Source organism: Ruegeria halocynthiae (assembly GCF_900106805.1).
GTDB lineage: Bacteria > Pseudomonadota > Alphaproteobacteria > Rhodobacterales > Rhodobacteraceae > Ruegeria > Ruegeria halocynthiae.
In genome coordinates, this window is the sequence record NZ_FNNP01000001.1 from 946,720 (window position 1) to 963,909 (window position 17,190).

At 55.8% G+C, this 17,190-nt stretch carries 15 protein-coding genes; 10 read left to right on the plus strand and 5 right to left on the minus strand.

Translation table 11 applies throughout. The annotated features are described in order from the left end of the window. The first annotated feature begins 199 nt into the window (after positions 1–199). The 4 genes from BLU89_RS04840 to BLU89_RS04855 all read left to right on the plus strand — a co-directional run bounded on the left by BLU89_RS04840 (position 200) and on the right by BLU89_RS04855 (position 6,696). A complete protein-coding gene (locus BLU89_RS04840; RefSeq protein WP_074734906.1) occupies positions 200–1,870 on the plus strand; it encodes an ABC transporter substrate-binding protein in 1,671 nt (556 codons plus the stop codon). A 121-nt stretch (positions 1,871–1,991) separates the two neighbouring features. Next, positions 1,992–3,038: an ABC transporter permease gene (locus BLU89_RS04845; RefSeq protein ID WP_074734908.1), complete on the plus strand. Its 1,047-nt coding sequence runs from the start codon at positions 1,992–1,994 to the stop codon at positions 3,036–3,038. A 13-nt stretch (positions 3,039–3,051) separates the two neighbouring features. After that, entirely contained in the window at positions 3,052–4,515 is a 1,464-nt protein-coding gene (locus BLU89_RS04850; RefSeq protein WP_074734910.1) for an ABC transporter permease, read from the plus strand. Between the two features lie 93 nt (positions 4,516–4,608). Then, entirely contained in the window at positions 4,609–6,696 is a 2,088-nt protein-coding gene (locus BLU89_RS04855; RefSeq protein ID WP_074734911.1) for a dipeptide ABC transporter ATP-binding protein, read from the plus strand. A gap of 114 nt (positions 6,697–6,810) precedes the next feature. On the opposite strand, the gene BLU89_RS04860 is transcribed toward BLU89_RS04855, so the two are convergent. From BLU89_RS04860 to BLU89_RS04870, 3 genes are all read right to left on the minus strand, one after another. Beyond that, the gene (locus BLU89_RS04860; protein ID WP_074734913.1) at positions 6,811–7,797 is read right to left on the minus strand and encodes an MBL fold metallo-hydrolase; all 987 of its coding nucleotides are present in this window, start codon (positions 7,795–7,797) and stop codon (positions 6,811–6,813) included. Positions 7,798–7,925: 128 nt separating this feature from the next. After that, the gene (locus BLU89_RS04865) at positions 7,926–8,888 is read right to left on the minus strand and encodes a LuxR C-terminal-related transcriptional regulator (RefSeq protein ID WP_074734914.1); all 963 of its coding nucleotides are present in this window, start codon (positions 8,886–8,888) and stop codon (positions 7,926–7,928) included. An 86-nt stretch (positions 8,889–8,974) separates the two neighbouring features. Continuing rightward, entirely contained in the window at positions 8,975–9,553 is a 579-nt protein-coding gene (locus BLU89_RS04870; RefSeq protein ID WP_074734916.1) for a lytic transglycosylase domain-containing protein, read from the minus strand. 206 nt (positions 9,554–9,759) lie between these two features. Here BLU89_RS04870 and ssb point away from each other — a divergent pair, with 206 nt between their 5' ends. Further along, on the plus strand, positions 9,760–10,251 hold the full coding sequence (ssb, locus tag BLU89_RS04875; RefSeq protein ID WP_074734917.1) for a single-stranded DNA-binding protein: 492 nt from the start codon (positions 9,760–9,762) through the stop codon (positions 10,249–10,251). Positions 10,252–10,269: 18 nt separating this feature from the next. Continuing rightward, positions 10,270–11,340: a site-2 protease family protein gene (locus BLU89_RS04880; RefSeq protein WP_074734919.1), complete on the plus strand. Its 1,071-nt coding sequence runs from the start codon at positions 10,270–10,272 to the stop codon at positions 11,338–11,340. Positions 11,341–11,349: 9 nt separating this feature from the next. On the opposite strand, the gene aroB is transcribed toward BLU89_RS04880, so the two are convergent. Both aroB and BLU89_RS04890 read right to left on the minus strand, forming a co-directional pair. Beyond that, complete coding sequence (aroB, locus tag BLU89_RS04885) at positions 11,350–12,462, minus strand: 3-dehydroquinate synthase (protein ID WP_074734920.1); 1,113 nt, start codon at positions 12,460–12,462, stop codon at positions 11,350–11,352. Then, positions 12,462–13,049 (minus strand): shikimate kinase, encoded by a 588-nt coding sequence (locus BLU89_RS04890; RefSeq protein ID WP_074734922.1) that lies wholly within the window; start codon positions 13,047–13,049, stop codon positions 12,462–12,464. The genes aroB and BLU89_RS04890 overlap by 1 nt, the downstream gene beginning before the upstream one ends. Before the next feature lie 79 nt (positions 13,050–13,128). On the opposite strand from BLU89_RS04890, the gene BLU89_RS21495 reads away from it, so the two are divergent. The 4 genes from BLU89_RS21495 (at position 13,129) to BLU89_RS04905 (ending at position 17,124) form a co-directional block, all read left to right on the plus strand. Further along, complete coding sequence (locus tag BLU89_RS21495; RefSeq protein WP_176797656.1) at positions 13,129–13,278, plus strand: hypothetical protein; 150 nt, start codon at positions 13,129–13,131, stop codon at positions 13,276–13,278. Next, the gene (locus BLU89_RS04895; protein WP_074734923.1) at positions 13,268–14,794 is read left to right on the plus strand and encodes a hypothetical protein; all 1,527 of its coding nucleotides are present in this window, start codon (positions 13,268–13,270) and stop codon (positions 14,792–14,794) included. The genes BLU89_RS21495 and BLU89_RS04895 overlap by 11 nt, the downstream gene beginning before the upstream one ends. A gap of 2 nt (positions 14,795–14,796) precedes the next feature. Beyond that, complete coding sequence (locus BLU89_RS04900) at positions 14,797–15,753, plus strand: tyrosine recombinase (RefSeq protein ID WP_074734925.1); 957 nt, start codon at positions 14,797–14,799, stop codon at positions 15,751–15,753. 63 nt (positions 15,754–15,816) lie between these two features. Beyond that, entirely contained in the window at positions 15,817–17,124 is a 1,308-nt protein-coding gene (locus tag BLU89_RS04905; protein WP_074734926.1) for an HlyC/CorC family transporter, read from the plus strand. Positions 17,125–17,190 lie beyond the last annotated feature (66 nt).

The window sequence follows — 17,190 nt, forward strand, 5'->3', positions numbered from 1 at the left end:
GTTTTTGTGCCATCAATGACGATTTCCGACATTGACGTCGCAAAAAAACTGGTGCGGAATGCGGGCATGGGGATGTTCAAAAATCTAAAAACCAAGCTTTCGGCCCTACCGACCGACGCGAAACGGTCCCTGTAGTGCCCGGTACTACCAACCAGAAACACGAAATCTAAAAAATATTTAGTGTCACAGGGAGACATCTATGGAAAACCAGACAATTAGTGGAAAGCCGATGCACTGGGCGGCAGAAATGCACGCTCAGGAATATCGCGACGGCAATCTGAGCCGACGCGAATTCATGGCCCGTGTGACTGCGCTGGGTGTTGCCGTTCCGACAGCCTATGGCATGATCGGTTTGCAGTCGCCCGCCGCAGCGCAAGAGCCGCAGAAAGGCGGCACCATTCGTTACCAGATGGAAGTGCGCGCCCTGAAAGATCCTCGTACTTATGACTGGACGCAAATTGCGACCTTTACGGCCGGATGGCTGGAATACCTTGTTGAATACAACAACGATGGTTCATTCAAGCCGATGCTGCTGGAAAGCTGGGAGGCAAATGACGACGCTACCGAGTACACTCTGAACGTCCGCAAAGGTGTTAAGTGGAACAATGGCGACGATTTCACAGCCGAAGATGTGGCACGTAACATCGAAGGCTGGTGCGACGCTTCGCTTGAAGGCAACTCGATGGCCTCGCGCATGGCATCCTTGATCGACGAGAGCACTCAGAAAGCTGCCGATGGCGCGATTACCGTGGTCGACTCACACACCGTTAAGCTGAAATGCGGTGCACCGGACATCACGATTATTCCCGGTATGGCCGACTATCCGGCACCCATTGTTCACAGCAGTTTCGATGCAAACGATATGCTCTCTAATCCAGTTGGCACAGGCTTTATGATGCCGGAAAGCCACGAAGTGGGCGTAAAGGGTGTACTGGTTCGCAACGAAGGCTTTGACTGGTGGGGCTATGAGGCCGGCAAAGGCGGCTATGTTGATCGCATCGAGTTCATTGACTACGGCACTGATCCGGCGGCTTTCCTCGCCGCATATGAGGCCGAAGAAATCGACATGAACTGGGAGTCGGTTGGCGAGTTCGTCGACATCTTCGACAGCATCGGCCTTGTTCGATCGGAAATCCCGTCGGGCTTTACCATCGTTATCCGTCCGAACCAGCTGGCCGAGGATGAAAACGGCAACAAGATTTATGGCGACAAGCGTGTGCGTCAGGCTCTGGCCATGGCCGTCGACAACGATGTGTGCCTGGAATTGGGCATGTCTGGCTACGGCATTGTTGCTGATAACTGTCATGTCGGCCCGATGCACCCCGAGTACGATTCAGCGGTTACACGCATTCCCTACGATCCTGCGGGGGCCAAAACCCTGATGGACGAGGCCGGAATGGGTGATTTCGAGCACGAAGTTCAGTCTATCGACGATGACTGGCGTCGCAACACCACCGCTGCTGTAGTTGCCCAGTTGAACGACGCGGGCATCAAGGCCAAGCATACGGTTCTGCCGGGCTCGACCTTCTGGAACGACTGGACGAAGTATGCCTTCTCGTCGACTAATTGGAACCATCGCCCGCTGGGTACTCAGGTTCTGGCACTGGCCTACAAGTCAGGCGTGGCCTGGAATGAATCTGGTTTCGCCAATGAAGAGTTCGATACGCTGTTGGCCGAGGCAAACTCGATCGCGGATGTCGACAGACGCCGCGAGGTGATGGCCAAACTTCAGGCGATCATGATTGATGAGGGTGTGACTATCCAACCCTACTGGCGCACAGCCATGCGTCACCACCGTGACAATATGGTGGGCGTTGAAAAGCACATCGCTGACCTGCCGCAACTGTATAAGTTCGGCATCATATCCTAAGCCTAAAGTAATAAGGCCGCGCCTCTCGGGCGCGGCCTTTTCGTCCTGAACACGGCGACCATAAAAACAGCGATGCGTGAAGCCGTCAGGCATTCGCGCTGGCCGACCAACAGGGGCTAATATGGGACTTTTCATTTTAAGGCGCGTCGGCATCATGCTTGTGACAGCATTGTGCCTGACATTCCTGGTCTTCTTTTTGACCAACCTCTATCCGAACCTCGAAAAACTTGCCAAGACGCAAGGCAATTTCCGAATGTCGGATGAACAGGTCGAGAGTTTTCTGCAAAAAGGCGGATATCTTCAGTCAACGCCGGTCAAGTATGGCGAATGGCTGGGTGTGCTACCCTCATACCGACATACGAATGAGGATGGTACCGTTCAGGGTCGATGCATTCTGCCGGGCAAAACCGCTGAAGAGTCACCCAATTTCTGCGGTATTCTGCAAGGATATTGGGGATATTCATCCGTCTTCAAGCAAGAGGTCTCAACCGTTGTTGGCAACAGGTTGGCTTTGACCGGGCGGCTGATGTTCTGGGTGATGCTGCTGATGGTCCCCTCGGCGCTGATCCTTGGAATTTTGGCGGGGATGAAAGAAGGCTCGGCTACCGACCGGACGCTTTCGACTATTGCCATTACGACGACCGCGACGCCGGAATACGTGTCAGGTGTTATCTTCATTGCGATCTTCACCTCATCCGCTGTCGGATTGAAGTGGTTTAAGGGTACTGCCACGCAAGCGATGGAAAACCCGACATTCGAGAACTTCTTCTTACCGGTGTTGACGATTGCGCTTTATGGAATGGGGTATATCGCCCGCATGACCCGCGCTTCGATGACCGAGGTGATGACGGCGCAATACGTCAGGACTGCTCGTCTGAAGGGGGTGTCCTTCCCCAACATCGTTATGAAGCACGCGCTGCGCAATGCGTTGATCGCGCCGTTTACCGTCATCATGCTTCAATTCCCTTGGCTGCTGAACGGTGTCGTGATCGTCGAGACCCTGTTCAATTACAAAGGGTTTGGCTGGGCGCTGGTACAGGCAGCAGGCAACAACGACATTCAGTTGTTGCTGGCGATCTCGGTCGTGTCGGTTTTCGTGGTGCTGGTGACGCAGCTGATCTCGGATATCGGATACGTCTATCTCAACCCACGCATTCGCATTTCATAAGGAGGGTTAGATCATGGAACCACTTACCTGGACCGGCTCTATCGCCTTCCTGAACCCGATACTGGCATTGGCTTTGGGGCTGATGGCCTTGTCCATTGTCGTATGGATGCTGGCCAGCATGGTCTTGCCCGAAGACCAAATGACCGTGAACCCGGACGGCACGTTGACCTCAAGCTCAGGTCTGCGGAACCTAATACAAGCGGCATTGCGCTACAGCTTTCTGGCCAGCGTGGGGCTTGCGGTCGCTTATGTCTTACTGGGTATCCTGATGGGCACCAGCGCAGGAATTATCGGAGCGATTTCTCAGCAATTCCTGCCGGTTTGGCTGTCGCTGATCTTTCTCTATGCCATGTCGATAGCGTTCAAACGAAAGCTGGGGCTTTACGGCAAGCTGTTTGACAGCCCCATTGGAATGATTGGATTTGGTCTTGTGATGTTTTGGGTCTTCACCGGCATCTTCGGCGCGCTGGACCTGATCGTGACCCATGATCCGCTGTCGCAGATCTCGGGAATGAAAAACAAGGTGCCGGGCACACCTTTACCCAACCTGGAGGACGGCCAATACGCCTGGTATCTGCTGGGCGGCGACAACCTTGCCCGAGACGTCTTCAGCCGGATGGTAAAGGGCGCCTGGATCGTCGTCCAAATCGCCCCGCTGGCGACGATGTTTGCCTTCATGGTCGGTATCACCCTCGGTCTGCCCGCGGGTTATTATAGTGGTCGGCTGGATACACTTCTGTCGTTCCTGGCCAATCTGATCCTAGCCTTCCCGGTTATCCTGCTGTTTTATCTGCTGGTGACACCCGAGATCGTGGCAACTGGCGTGCCAAATTATATGGCCGCTATCCTATTTGTCTTCCCGATCATTTTCCTCGGTGTGCTGTTGAATTCCCGGTACTATACACGGCCTAATTTCAGAACCCCGCTGTTGATCGGCGTTCTGGGTGTGGCGCTCTGGCTATACCTTTCGTTGATCTCAACGGGTGGGTACATCATCAATACCGACAGCTATCGCATCTGGGGTCTGCCGACTTATCTCGATCTGTTCGACATTCCGGGCGGTATTCTGGTGGTGTTTGTTTCGGTGGTCTTCGTGAACTCGCCAACGGTGTTCCGCATCGTGCGCGGTCTGGCGCTAGACATCAAAACCCGCGACTACGTGGCTGCAGCCCAGACCCGAGGTGAAGGGCCGTGGTACATCATGCTGTGGGAAATCCTGCCCAATGCACGTGGCCCACTGATCGTCGATTTCTGTCTGCGTATTGGCTATACCACCATCCTTCTGGGAACCTTGGGATTTTTCGGACTGGGCTTACCGCCGGAAAGTCCGGATTGGGGCTCGACGATCAATGAAGGGCGAAAGCTTTTATCGGTCTACCTACACCCCGCCCTTCCGCCTGCACTGGCGCTATTGTCGCTGGTTCTTGGTTTGAACCTGTTGGCGGATGGTCTGCGCGAAGAAAGTCTGAAGGACTGAAGTGAGAGTGGCCGGGGGGCCAGCCCCCCGGACCCCCCGAGATATTTTTAGCCAGATGAAGGGGATCCCCGGACTCTCGCGAGGAGATACAAGATGAACAAACTTGCGGATTATGAGGGACCCATTCTGGAGATCGATAAACTTTCGATTTCCTTCTTTACGCGCCTTCGGGAAATACCAGCCGTAATGGACTTTTCCGTTAGTGTTCAGCCCGGTGAGGCCGTTGGCCTTGTAGGTGAATCAGGCTGTGGAAAATCCACCGTCGCTTTGGGCGTTATGCAGGATTTAGGCAAGAACGGTCGCGTCGTCGGCGGTTCGATCAAATTTAAAGGCCGGGATCTCGGCGATATGACCAGCGAAGAATTGCGCGACATTCGCGGCAACGAGATTGCGATGATCTATCAGGAGCCGATGGCTTCGCTGAACCCGGCGATGAAGATCGGCAGGCAACTGATGGAAGTGCCGATGATTCACGAAGGTGTTGGCAAGGAAGAGGCCTACGCCCGCGCGCTTGAGGTCGTCACCGATGTTCGCCTGCCCGACCCCGAGCGGATGCTGAATTCCTTTCCGCATCAGTTGTCCGGCGGTCAGCAGCAGCGCATCGTGATTGCCATGGCGCTGATGTCGAAACCTGCGCTGCTGATCCTGGATGAGCCAACGACGGCTTTGGACGTGACCGTTGAGGCCGCAGTGGTCGAACTGGTCAAGGATTTGGGTAAGAAATATGGCACCTCGATGCTGTTTATCTCGCACAACCTTGGTCTCGTTTTGGAAACCTGTGATCGGCTGTGTGTGATGTATTCGGGCGAAGCGGTCGAACGAGGCTCGATCAAGGATGTATTCGACGAAATGCAGCACCCATATACGCAGGCGCTGTTCCGCTCGATCCCGTTGCCGGGGGCCGATAAGAACTCACGCCCGCTTGTGGCCATTCCGGGAAACTTCCCACTGCCCCATGAGCGCCCCTCGGGCTGTAACTTTGGCCCACGCTGCGACTATTTCGAGGAAGGACGCTGTGATGCCAAAGACATCCTGATGGAAGCGGTGCCCGGGAACGACAGGCACCATACACGCTGTCTGAAATTCCAGGAGATTGATTGGAACGCTCCTATCACCTTGGGTGACCAAAAAGAAAAGGGTGAAATCGGCCGTGTCGTCCTGAAAATGGACAACCTCAAGAAGTACTATGAGGTGGCTGCGAATGCATTGTTCGGTGGTGGCGAAACGAAAGTTGTCAAAGCCAACGAAACTCTGAGTTTTGAGGCGCATGAATCCGAGACACTCGCAATTGTGGGCGAATCTGGTTGTGGCAAATCCACGTTTGCGAAGGTTCTGATGGGTCTGGAAACCGCGACCGACGGGCAGATCCTGCTGGATAATCGCAACATCGAACATGTGCCTATCGAAGAGAGGGACGCGAAGACCGTGGGCGAGGTACAGATGGTGTTCCAGAACCCGTTCGATACGCTAAATCCGTCGATGACTGTCGGGCGTCAGATCATTCGCGCCTTAGAGATCTTTGGCATCGGTAATTCAGAGGCCGAACGGAAGAAACGGATGCTCGAGCTGCTGGACCTCGTAAAGCTGCCGCGCGCTTTTGCCGACCGAATGCCGCGCCAGCTGTCAGGAGGGCAGAAACAGCGCGTGGGTATCGCACGTGCCTTTGCTGGCGACGCGAGGATCGTTGTCGCGGACGAACCAGTCTCGGCTCTGGATGTTTCGGTACAGGCGGCGGTGACCGATTTGTTGATGGAAATTCAGCGGGAACACAAAACCACGCTGCTGTTCATCAGCCACGATCTGTCCATCGTGCGCTATCTCAGCGATCGGGTGATGGTGATGTATCTGGGACATGTGGTCGAACTTGGCACAACCGATCAGGTTTTTGCACCACCCTATCACCCCTATACCGAGGCCCTGTTAAGCGCCGTACCGATCGCAGATACATCGATCGAGAAACAGCATATCGTGCTGGAGGGCGACATCCCTTCGGCCATGAATCCGCCACCGGGTTGCCCGTTTCAGACGCGTTGCCGCTGGAAGTCACAAGTGCCGGACGGACGCTGCGAGTCCCATGTGCCTCCGGTTCAGACGCTTGCAGATGGGCATCAGGTTAAATGCCATCTTGCAGAAGACATTCTGGCCAAAATGGAGCCTGTCATAAAAATCGCGGCCGAATAAATCCCGCAAACGAAGAAAAGGGGCCGGTCCAAGACCGGCCCTTTCAATTTGCGTCGGGTTTGGTGGGGAGACAGGCGACGCAGGTTGTGGGTGAGTGGCAGGTTCTGTTTGCAATCAGCCCGTCATCACGTTGTTGCCGAAATGCATGAACTCCTGGTTCATACCAGCAACATCTCCGGCTTCCAGCTTCAGACTTGCACTGTCGAGCATCTTGTAACTCTTCTGACTTTTGACCCAATCATCTGCGGCCTGCAGCGTCGTCAGTGTGTATGAGGTTACTTCATTGAGGTAGTGGGTTGGAATGATGACCTTGGGCTTAAGTTTGGCAACAATATCATTGCCCTGGTCAAAGCTAAGAATGTGCTCTGATCCATCGACGGGCAGAGTCAACACATCCACCTGCCCGATTGCATCCCAGAACTCTTGAGGTGGATTGTGGCGGTTGTCACCCCAGATCAAGGTGCGAATGCCTCCGGTTTCAACGAGGTAGACCACCATGTCCATGTGCCCCACATTATTCGGCGGGCAAGCTTCAACGCCGAATTCAGCCAGAGCGTTGGTCCAGTCGTACCATCCCGGTGCAACGCAGGCGTGCTTGTCGGCAAAGCCTGTGATCTTGAGATCAGCAAACTCAAAATTCCCAGCCATTCGGTCCAGAACCATCGTCGAACTGGGGCGTTCGACGGCGTCATGGTCGAAATGTGCGTGGGTGGACATGGTGATATCAACCGGGATCTGCGGAAACTCATTGCGGAACCACAAACCCCAGGCGCCCGATGGGTCATCGCGCCATGGGTCGAACAATACTGTCGCTCCGTCAGGAGAGGTGATCTTGATGGCGCAGTGACCGTAGTAATCGATCCCAACTGTTCCCGCGCTGGCTTGACCGGTTGAACCTTGCAAATTGATCACATGGTTATTGTTGCCCGGCTGCAGCCAAGCCTGCGATTGCGCTTCGGCCGGTTTGCTGCCCAGCAGAGAGGCCCCTGCCCCTACACCCGCAGCGCCGGCTGCCACAAAGAATGACCGGCGCGACAGGCCGTTTGCCAATGCGTCGCGCTCTCCGTTCAACATCGTCGGTTTCAGATCTTTGCAATCCATTCTAGTCCTCCCGATTGCGAGGGCACGAGTTAATCCGCGCCTCGTTAATCAGACTAGCAAGGTCAGCATAGGACGCTCAGGTCAGAAAAATCGGGGGGAAATATGGGGGCAATCCCCATATTCCAAGATCACGAAATTGACAAAAGATGGCTACGTAGATTTTGATCCCGGCCTTCCAGGCCCAGTTTCCGGCGAATATTGTTGCGATGAAAATCAATAGTGGACGTCTCACGCGACATGGCACGGGCGATATCCTTAGTGGTTTTACCTGACATGACCAGTTGCGCGATTTCGATCTCCGTCGGCGTCATAATCGAAAACGCATCCGAGAGTTTATCGGAAATCATCAAGGTGATATCTTGCAGATTCCGCTCAGTCAGTTCCAGGTAAACCTGCGCGGCACTGCCCTCGGTCAGCTGCCCCCGCAACTTGTCCAGATATGGCAGAACCATCGTTCGGACCCGTTCAACGATATCCTGATCACGGTCCTTTCGATCGTCGTCCAGACTGGTCAACAACACCCGCAACGCCGTGTTCGTTTCCTGCAGTTCCTGTGTCCTTACTTTGACGCGATGTTCCAGTTGCGCCAGAGTTTCATTCAGTTTGTTTTCCAGCGCCCGGCGCAGGTAAACCTCTTGAATCAAAGCCAAATCCGACTCGACCATACGGGCAAACTGCGCCAACCCCTTGCGGAACAGCAGGGCGCGTCGATTGCGGTTGCGATCCAGTACGCAAATAGTGCCAAAGACTAAACCGTCCGGCCATTTCAACGGAAACCCGATGTAAAAGGACATGCCATGTTCCATGTCCTCATTGTCGCTCCAGACAGGATCGCAGGTTGCATCCTCGACCACCAATTCTCCGTCACGCTCCAGAACACCCTGGCAATACAGCTTTGGATTCAGGCGAAAATTCATACCAACAGGATACGGATTTTCCGGATGATCCGAGGATATTAGAACCGCGTGATCCGGTGCCTCGGTCTTCATGATCAACGTGGCAGGTACGTCGGCAAGTTGCGAAACCAGATCAACCAGCCGCTGCCAGTTGGCCATCGTGTCAGGTGGGATATCCGGTCGAGCCTTGATCATCACAAAAAATACCGGTCTGGGAACTACCTTACCAGACTAGGGTAGTGTTCAGCACTTGATCAAGAATCAGAGTCGCTGCGGCGCAGCTAGCCGCCCCAGATCACTTTCACGTAGTTCTGAGTTTCTTTGTAAGGCGGGATGCCACCGTGCTTCTCGACCGCTTTTGGGCCTGCATTGTAGGCTGCAAGAGCAAGGCGCCAGGACTTGAACTTGCGATATTGCCACGACAAGTAGCGCGCGCCACCTTCCAGATTCTGAATAGGATCATGCGGATTGACGCCTAACAAACTGGCCGTCTGCGGCATCAATTGCGCCAGGCCCAATGCACCTTTGTGTGATTTGGCATGTGGGTTCCAGCCACTTTCCTGCTGCACGAGGCGCAAAAACAATTCTTCCGGCACGTTATGTTGCCGCGCAGCTTTTCGGGCGTGATCGAGATACTGGCCTTTGTAGTTGCCGGTATAGCGTTTGACGAATTTTCCGCGTTCAGCCTTGGGTTTAAGCCGCTCTGAATCGCGGTACTGCGAGGCAGCGCGGTTATCCAGCACCTTGGATTGCTTGAGAAACAGTGCTTTGCGATTCTTTGTCGACAGCGTTTCAGCCTGCGTCGCAAAAGACGTCAGACAAAGGCCCAATATCGAAATACCACCGACCAGAAAACGCATTAATGCTAATCCTGCACCCTCAACAACCAGACGGATTATAGTTGAAACAGCCGAAAATGAAAGCTTGGTTAAGGCAGCCATAATATTTTCTCGATCCGCGTTGCACCATCAATCGTGTTTTAACCACGTCGCAGCCCGTATAGGGTCAGCACAGAATACAGCGCCAGATTCGGGCGCGATCCAGACAGTCAAGAACGAGGGAATATATGGCGGGTTCAGTCAACAAGGTCATTCTGATCGGCAATCTTGGTGCCGATCCTGAGGTGCGGTCGTTCCAGAACGGTGGAAAGGTCTGTAACCTGCGCATCGCGACCTCCGAATCTTGGAAAGACCGTAACACCGGTGAGCGTCGGGACCGGACCCAATGGCACACGGTCGCCATCTTCTCGGAACCTCTGGTCCGCGTTGCCGAGCAATATCTGCGTAAGGGCAGCAAAGTCTATATCGAAGGCCAGCTTGAAACACGCAAGTGGCAGGATCAATCGGGGCAGGACAGATATACGACCGAGGTTGTCCTGCGACCCTATCGCAGCGAACTGACCATGCTTGATGCCCGCGGTGAAGGCGGCGGCAGCGGAGGTGGTAGTTATGGCGGCGGAGGTCAGGCCGGTGGCGGCTATGGTGACCCCTATGGCGGGTCATCCAGTGCACCTGCACCGGCCTCGGGCGGAATCGACGACGACGAGATTCCGTTCTAACCCAAACGGAGATACAATATGGCATGGTCCTTCTCACTTGGCCGATTGCTCGGCTCGGAACTGAGGGTCCATGTCACCTTCTTTTTGTTGTTGGCGTGGGTTGGCTTTGCAGCCTATTCCAATGGCGGCTGGCCTGCTGTCATTGACAACATGCTGTTCGTTCTGGCCTTGTTCGCCTGCGTTGTCGCCCATGAATTTGGCCACGCCCTTATGGCACGGCGATACGGTATCCGGACCCCCGATATCACCCTGTTGCCAATTGGCGGGCTTGCGCGCCTTGAGCGGATGCCCGAAAAACCGATGCAAGAGGTTTGGGTGGCGTTGGCTGGCCCTGCCGTAAACATAGTGATCTGGGCCGTGCTGGTCATCTTGGGCGCCGGGATGCAGCTTGGATCTCTGGCTCAGATCGATTCCGCGGGAACAGGGCTGCTCAACCGTCTGGCCTATGTGAACCTGCTACTGGCAGCCTTCAACATGATCCCGGCTTTTCCAATGGACGGCGGGCGCGTCTTCCGTGCCTTGCTGTGCATGAGGATGGAGCGCGTCAAAGCTACTCGCATTGCTGCTGTTGGTGGCCAGATTGTTGCCGTTGGGCTTGGCTTTCTGGGGCTGACTTCGGGCAACCCGATACTGGTGCTGATTGCAGTCTTTGTCTTCATCGCCGCCAGTGCTGAGAATCAGGACGTCGCGCTGCGCTCGGTTGCGCGGCGGGTCATGGCGCGGGATGCGATGATCACCAAGTTCACGGCGCTGTCACCCGACGACACACTAGCGACCGCGGCGCAGGCAGTTATTCACACAACCCAGCACGAGTTTCCGGTTCTCGCACAGGATGGCAACCTGATGGGGTTCGTCACCCGCGATCGTCTGTTTACCGCCCTGGCGAGCGATCACCCCCGATCAGACACGGCAGTGTCGATCATGGAAACTGATATCCCGCAGGTGCAGCTGACCAGTGGGTTGGACAAAGTTCTGAATGACCTGCACAATGGTGCTCCTGCAATTGCCGTCTGCAGCAAATCGGGGCACATGGTCGGTTACATCACCCGGGAAAACATAGGCGAACTGATGGTGATCCAAGGGCGTTGACCCTCTGTCTCAGCTCATCGCAAGCGCATCTTCAAGCACCGAAACCACCGCTTCGTGCGAAACATCAGATGTGACGAAGGCCTGCCCGATCCCACGCGCCAGTACGAACCGCAACTGACCATCCAGTACTTTTTTGTCCTGCGCCATCAGGTCAACCAGCGCTTCCGCGCCCGGCAACTCCCCTGGAATATCCGCTAGATCGGTCTTCATGCCCATCTTGCGCAAATGCGCCCTTACACGGCTCGGGTCTTCCTGCGGACACAGCCCTAACCGCGAAGACGTTTCAAACGCCAGTGCGCAACCGATGGCAACGCCTTCACCATGCAGCAAACGGTCAGAATACCCTGTTGCCGCCTCAAGCGCGTGACAGAAAGTATGGCCCAGATTGAGCAGCGCGCGGTCGCCTTGCTCGGTCTCATCACGTGCAACAATATCTGCCTTCATCTGGACAGAGCGTGTGACAGCCTGAACCCGCGCCGCCATATCTCCCGACGCCAACAGCGGGCCATTGACCTCGAGCCATTCAAAGAACGCGGCGTCGCCCAGCAGTCCGTATTTAACGACCTCGCCGTATCCGGCCAATAAGTCCCGCGCCTGCAGTGTACCCAACACGGCCGTATCGGCCAAAACCAGAGATGGCTGGTGAAAGGCGCCGATCAGGTTCTTGCCCTGAGGTGCGTTGATCCCGGTCTTGCCTCCGACCGAGCTGTCCACCTGCGCCAGCAGCGATGTCGGTATCTGCACAAAGCGCACCCCGCGCCGCATCACCGCAGCGGCAAAGCCTGCCAAATCGCCGATCACGCCGCCTCCGAGTGCGACTACGATGTCATTCCGTTCGACCTTTTCCGCCAGTAGCCATTCCACCGCACGTTCAAAATGAGGCCAACTTTTGGTCGCTTCACCCGCCGGCAACGCCAGTGCGCTCATCTCGATCCCGGCTGAGGCCAAACCGTCGCGCAACGCATCCAGGTGCATGTCAGCGACAGTATCATCTGTCAAAACTGCAACGCGCGGACGCTGCAGCAACGGAGCGATCCGCGCCCCCGCCTGAGTTATAAGGCCGGGGCCGATTTCGACATCATAAGAACGTTCGGCCAAGTCAACATGTACGGTCTGATGCATTAATTCCGTTCCAAAATATCAGGGCGTGTCAGCAGTGCCGCAATCACCCGATTCACCATATCTTCGATTGCGGTTTCGCCGTCCGAGTCGGCCACCAGGTCAGCCTGCTCATAGATCGGCACACGCGCTTCGTACAAAGCACTCAGCGTTGCATATGGATCTTCCGTGCGCAGCAGCGGGCGTGTGTCCTTGTGTTTGACACGATTCCACAACACGTTCAGCTCAGCCCGCAACCAAACCGACGCTCCGCGATCCGAGATCATACCGCGGTTACCTTCCGCCAGAAACGCGCCACCACCGGTCGAAAGGATGCCTTTTTTTTCGTCCAGAAGCCGCCCAATGACCTGGCTTTCCTTGCTGCGAAAGAAGGACTCTCCGTCGCGGGCAAAGATTTCCGGGATGGTCATATTGGCCGCTGATTCGATTTCGGCATCGCTATCGAGAAACGGAACACCAAGCCGCGCCGCAAGTGCACGGCCCACAGCGGTCTTGCCCGCCCCCATCATTCCGACCAAAACGACGGTTTTGTGCAGTTGATACTGCGTCACTGTGTCGGAAGTTACCGTGTTATGCTTAATTTCGCTCATTTCGTCGTGAATGACGTGATCTTGAGAAAAATGCTAGTTATAACTTGGCCAAAAGCAAAAATTGAGGCAGCGTTCACCCATGGGCCGTTTGATCAAGTTCCTGATTTACCTCATCTGCCTGTGTTTCATCGGGCTGGTGGGGTATGCCTATATCGGGCCGTATTTCGGCGCGGACTTTTCCGCCCCGCAAAATGAAGTCCGAGAACCGGTCATCCTGAATGCCGACTAGAGCAACTTTACTGGCGCTCTTTCTGGCCGGATCCGCACAAGCACAAACACAAGAGCCATTGTCGGTCATCGACTGGCTGACAGACCCGCCAGAGAATCTGCCGGGCACGGTACTTATGGAACCTCCGGTAACCCAGACAGGAATGCAGCCGGATGTGCAGGTCACTCCGCTTGATGCGCTATCGCCTCCACTGGGTTTGGTGGCATCTTCAGTCACAGGGTTACCGGTGGATTTGTGGCAAAGCAGCGATGCCGACCGTTTGGCCGAGTTGATCTCGCAGGTGAGGGTCAAGTCCAATCCCGCGATGCAACGTCTGCTGTTTACCCTGCTTCTGTCCGAAGCCCGGCCCCCGGCCGGAGGGCAGACGAAAGACGCGCTGCTGATGGCGCGGCTGGATCGGCTGATGCAATTGGGTGCCTCCGATCCGGTGCAGTCATTGGTTCAGCTGGCCGGTCCGACCGATACGCAGGACCGTTTCAAGCGCTGGTTCGATGCCACATTACTGACCGGTGACGAAGACCGAAGTTGTACTGCCCTGATCGCTCAACCAAATTTGTCGAGGAACTACGCCGCGCAAATCTTCTGTAAAGCACGCCGAGGGGATTGGTCCTCTGCTGCGCTGACACTCGAAGCTGCACACGCGCTGCAGGTCTTGCCCGAAGATCAGCTCGCCCTGCTCGATCGCTTTCTCAGCCCTGAATTGTTCGAAGGGGCAGAATACCTTCCTCAACCCGACGATCCCGATCCGCTTACCTTCCGAATTTTCGAGGCAATCGGTGAGCGTCTGCCCACAGCATCTCTGCCCCGGGCCTTTGCAAACGCCGATCTGCGGGATGTGGCCGGATGGAAGGCTCAGATCGAGGCTGCTGAACGGCTGACGCGGATTGGCGCGCTGACGCCGAACCAATTGCTTGGCCTATATACCGAGCGCTCCCCTGCTGCCTCGGGCGCTGTATGGGACCGTGTATCCGCTATTCAAAAGTTCGAAGCCGCACTAGAAACCGGGGATCCGGAAGCTGTTTCAAAAGCTTTAACCCCTGTTTGGGCACAGATGAAGACGGTTGATCTGGAGGTGCCTTTCGCCGAATTGTTTGCCCCGCGCTTGGTATCATTGACGTTGCCCAATATGACCACCGAAAACCTCCGTTGGCGCATTCTGCTTTTGTCCGAGCTTTATGAGGACGCGGCGCGCACGATGCCCAACGAGTCGGACGCTAACATGTTTCTGTCGGCGCTCGCGCAAGGCGATCCACAGCGCGCGCCCTCGCCTACACCACAGGCAGATGCCATTTCGCAGGGTTTTGCCTGGTCTGCACCCATCCCATCGGACATAAATACGTTGCTGATCAACGATCAGTTGGGCGAGGCCATTCTGGAGACGATGCAATTGTTCGCCCATGGCGCGCGTGGCAACCTTGTGGACCTGACAGCAGCGATTGCCACATTCCGTCGTGTCGGGCTCGAGGACACCGCGCGCCGGGCCGCATTGCAGATAATGATCCTGAACGAGGATTAGGGATGACCACACCATCGTCTCAGGATTTATGGATTTCCACCTTTCTCGAAGCGCAAGCTGCCGAACTTGGTGCAGCAACCAACACCCTGCTTGCCTACGGACGAGACCTTAAGGATTTCTCTGACTGGTTGGTGCGATGCAAATCTGACTTTGCCGAAGCAGACCGAGACAGGATCGAAGGCTACCTGATCGACTGCGATGCTCAGGGTCTGTCCCGTTCGACACGGGCACGACGGTTGTCGGCGATCAAGCAGTTGTATCGCTTTGCTTTTGAAGAAGGATGGCTTGACAGTAACCCCGCTATCCAGATCAAAGGTCCTGGACGCGCGAAACGACTGCCCAAAACGCTGGATGTGCCCGAAATCGACCGCCTGCTTTCCGCAGCACGCCGAACGGGTCGATCCGACGCAGACAAAATTCGCAACACCTGCCTGATGGAGCTTCTTTACGCCACAGGGATGCGGGTGACAGAGCTGGTGTCGTTGCCGGTAAGTTCTGCCAGGGGTGATCCTCAAATGCTGCTAGTCCTTGGCAAGGGCGGCAAAGAGCGGATGGTTCCGTTGTCCCCGCCTGCCCGCGAGGCGTTAAGCAATTGGTTAAAGGCCCGCGACGCGGCTGAGGAACAAGCGATTGCGAAAGGGGCGCAAGCGTCACGCTTTCTGTTTCCCTCGCGCGGGAAATCAGGGCATCTCACACGGCATCGCTTTTTTCTGCTGGTCAAGGAATTGGCCGTCGAGGGCGGTGTTTCGCCTGAAAAGGTAACCCCGCATACGCTGCGCCATGCGTTTGCCACGCACCTGCTTGCCAATGGCGCGGATTTGCGCTCGATCCAGACACTTCTGGGCCATGCGGACGTCGCCACAACTGAGATTTACACACATGTTTTGGATGAACGCCTGACCGAACTGGTGCTGAAACACCACCCGCTTGCCAAAGATGACAGGTCTGATCAGGGCTAACCCCTTGATTGGAAGGGGTCGCAACCCCATAACGGATGCAGCAACAAGTATAACTTAGGACCAATGGAACCCACCTCTTCTTTGCTTGACAGCGCATTCTGGATCACGACCGGATCAATTTTCCTTCTCCTAGTGCTATCAGGCTTTTTCTCTGGCTCAGAAACGGCGCTGACCGCGTCGTCGCGCGGAAAACTGAGGGCACAGGCCGACAAAGGTTCGCGCGGGGCGCAGAAGGCGCTGGATATTACCGACGACAATGAGCGTCTGATCGGCTCGGTCCTGCTGGGCAATAACCTTGTGAACATCCTTGCTGCCTCGCTGGCCACTGCCTTGTTTACAAGGCTGTTCGGCGAAAGTGGTGTGGCGCTGGCGACGTTGGTAATGACCCTGCTGGTGCTGATCTTTGCTGAAGTGCTGCCCAAGACCTACGCAATTACCAACGCAGAAAAGGCCGCCGCCTTGGTCGCGCCCGTTATCGGCGTTGTTGTAACTGTGTTTTCACCGGTCGTTGCGGCCGTGCGGCTTTTGGTGCGCGGTGTGCTGCGCCTGTTTGGCGTACAGATCGACCCGGACAGCAACATTCTTGCGGTGCGGGAAGAAATCGCCGGCGCGCTGCAGCTGGGCCATTCCGAGGGCGTGGTCGAAAAGGAAGATCGCGACCGTATTCTGGGCGCGCTGGATCTGGGCGACCGCGCGGTGGAAGAAATCATGCTCCACCGTTCTAACATCGAGATGATCGACGCGGATGACGAACCCGAGGCGATCCTGAAACAATGTCTGGAAAGCCCACACACCCGCCTACCGGTGTTCCGCGAAGAACAGGAAAACATTGTGGGTGTCGTTCACGCCAAGGACCTGTTCCGAGCGATGTATGCCGAGGTTGGCGGTGCGGATGGGGACCCGGAGCGGCTCAAGAATTTCGACATCGCAAAGGTTGCCAATGATCCTTATTTCGTGCCTGAAACCACCACGCTTGACGACCAGATGCGCGAATTTCTCAGGATGCACAGCCATTTCGCGCTGGTCGTGGACGAGTATGGCTCGCTGCGCGGGCTGATCACACTCGAAGATATTCTGGAAGAGATTGTGGGCGAGATTGCCGACGAGTTCGACATCGACGAAGAAGTGCCCGTCACCCGCACCGACGATGGTCAATTCCTTGTCGAAGGCGCGATGACCATCCGCGACGCCAACCGTGCGCTTGACTGGTTTCTTCCGGATGATGAGGCCAACACGCTTGCTGGGCTGGTGATTCATGAGGCTCAGATGATCCCGATCGTGGGTCAAGTGTTCTCGTTTCACGGCTTCCGGTTCGAGGTCACAGCGCGCGAAGGCAACCGGATTACTGGGCTGAAGGTGCGCCCTCTTTAATCTAGGCAACGCGCGCGCTCGGCAAGCGACGCGTGGTGTCGCGAACGGAACAGTATTGCACCGGAG

Excerpts from the sequence above, each read along its gene's own strand:
- BLU89_RS04905 (WP_074734926.1), top strand. The coding sequence starts at position 15,817 with ATGGAACCCACCTCTTCTTTGCTTGACAGCGCATTCTGGATCACGACC.
- BLU89_RS04890 (WP_074734922.1), bottom strand. The coding sequence starts at position 13,049 with ATGAGCGAAATTAAGCATAACACGGTAACTTCCGACACAGTGACGCAG.
- BLU89_RS04870 (WP_074734916.1), bottom strand. The coding sequence starts at position 9,553 with ATGCGTTTTCTGGTCGGTGGTATTTCGATATTGGGCCTTTGTCTGACG.
- BLU89_RS04860 (WP_074734913.1), bottom strand. The coding sequence starts at position 7,797 with ATGGATTGCAAAGATCTGAAACCGACGATGTTGAACGGAGAGCGCGAC.
- BLU89_RS04880 (WP_074734919.1), top strand. The coding sequence starts at position 10,270 with ATGGCATGGTCCTTCTCACTTGGCCGATTGCTCGGCTCGGAACTGAGG.
- BLU89_RS04840 (WP_074734906.1), top strand. The coding sequence starts at position 200 with ATGGAAAACCAGACAATTAGTGGAAAGCCGATGCACTGGGCGGCAGAA.
- ssb (WP_074734917.1), top strand. The coding sequence starts at position 9,760 with ATGGCGGGTTCAGTCAACAAGGTCATTCTGATCGGCAATCTTGGTGCC.
- BLU89_RS04855 (WP_074734911.1), top strand. The coding sequence starts at position 4,609 with ATGAACAAACTTGCGGATTATGAGGGACCCATTCTGGAGATCGATAAA.
- BLU89_RS04895 (WP_074734923.1), top strand. The coding sequence starts at position 13,268 with ATGCCGACTAGAGCAACTTTACTGGCGCTCTTTCTGGCCGGATCCGCA.
- BLU89_RS04845 (WP_074734908.1), top strand. The coding sequence starts at position 1,992 with ATGGGACTTTTCATTTTAAGGCGCGTCGGCATCATGCTTGTGACAGCA.
- aroB (WP_074734920.1), bottom strand. The coding sequence starts at position 12,462 with ATGCATCAGACCGTACATGTTGACTTGGCCGAACGTTCTTATGATGTC.
- BLU89_RS04900 (WP_074734925.1), top strand. The coding sequence starts at position 14,797 with ATGACCACACCATCGTCTCAGGATTTATGGATTTCCACCTTTCTCGAA.
- BLU89_RS04865 (WP_074734914.1), bottom strand. The coding sequence starts at position 8,888 with ATGATCAAGGCTCGACCGGATATCCCACCTGACACGATGGCCAACTGG.
- BLU89_RS21495 (WP_176797656.1), top strand. The coding sequence starts at position 13,129 with ATGGGCCGTTTGATCAAGTTCCTGATTTACCTCATCTGCCTGTGTTTC.
- BLU89_RS04850 (WP_074734910.1), top strand. The coding sequence starts at position 3,052 with ATGGAACCACTTACCTGGACCGGCTCTATCGCCTTCCTGAACCCGATA.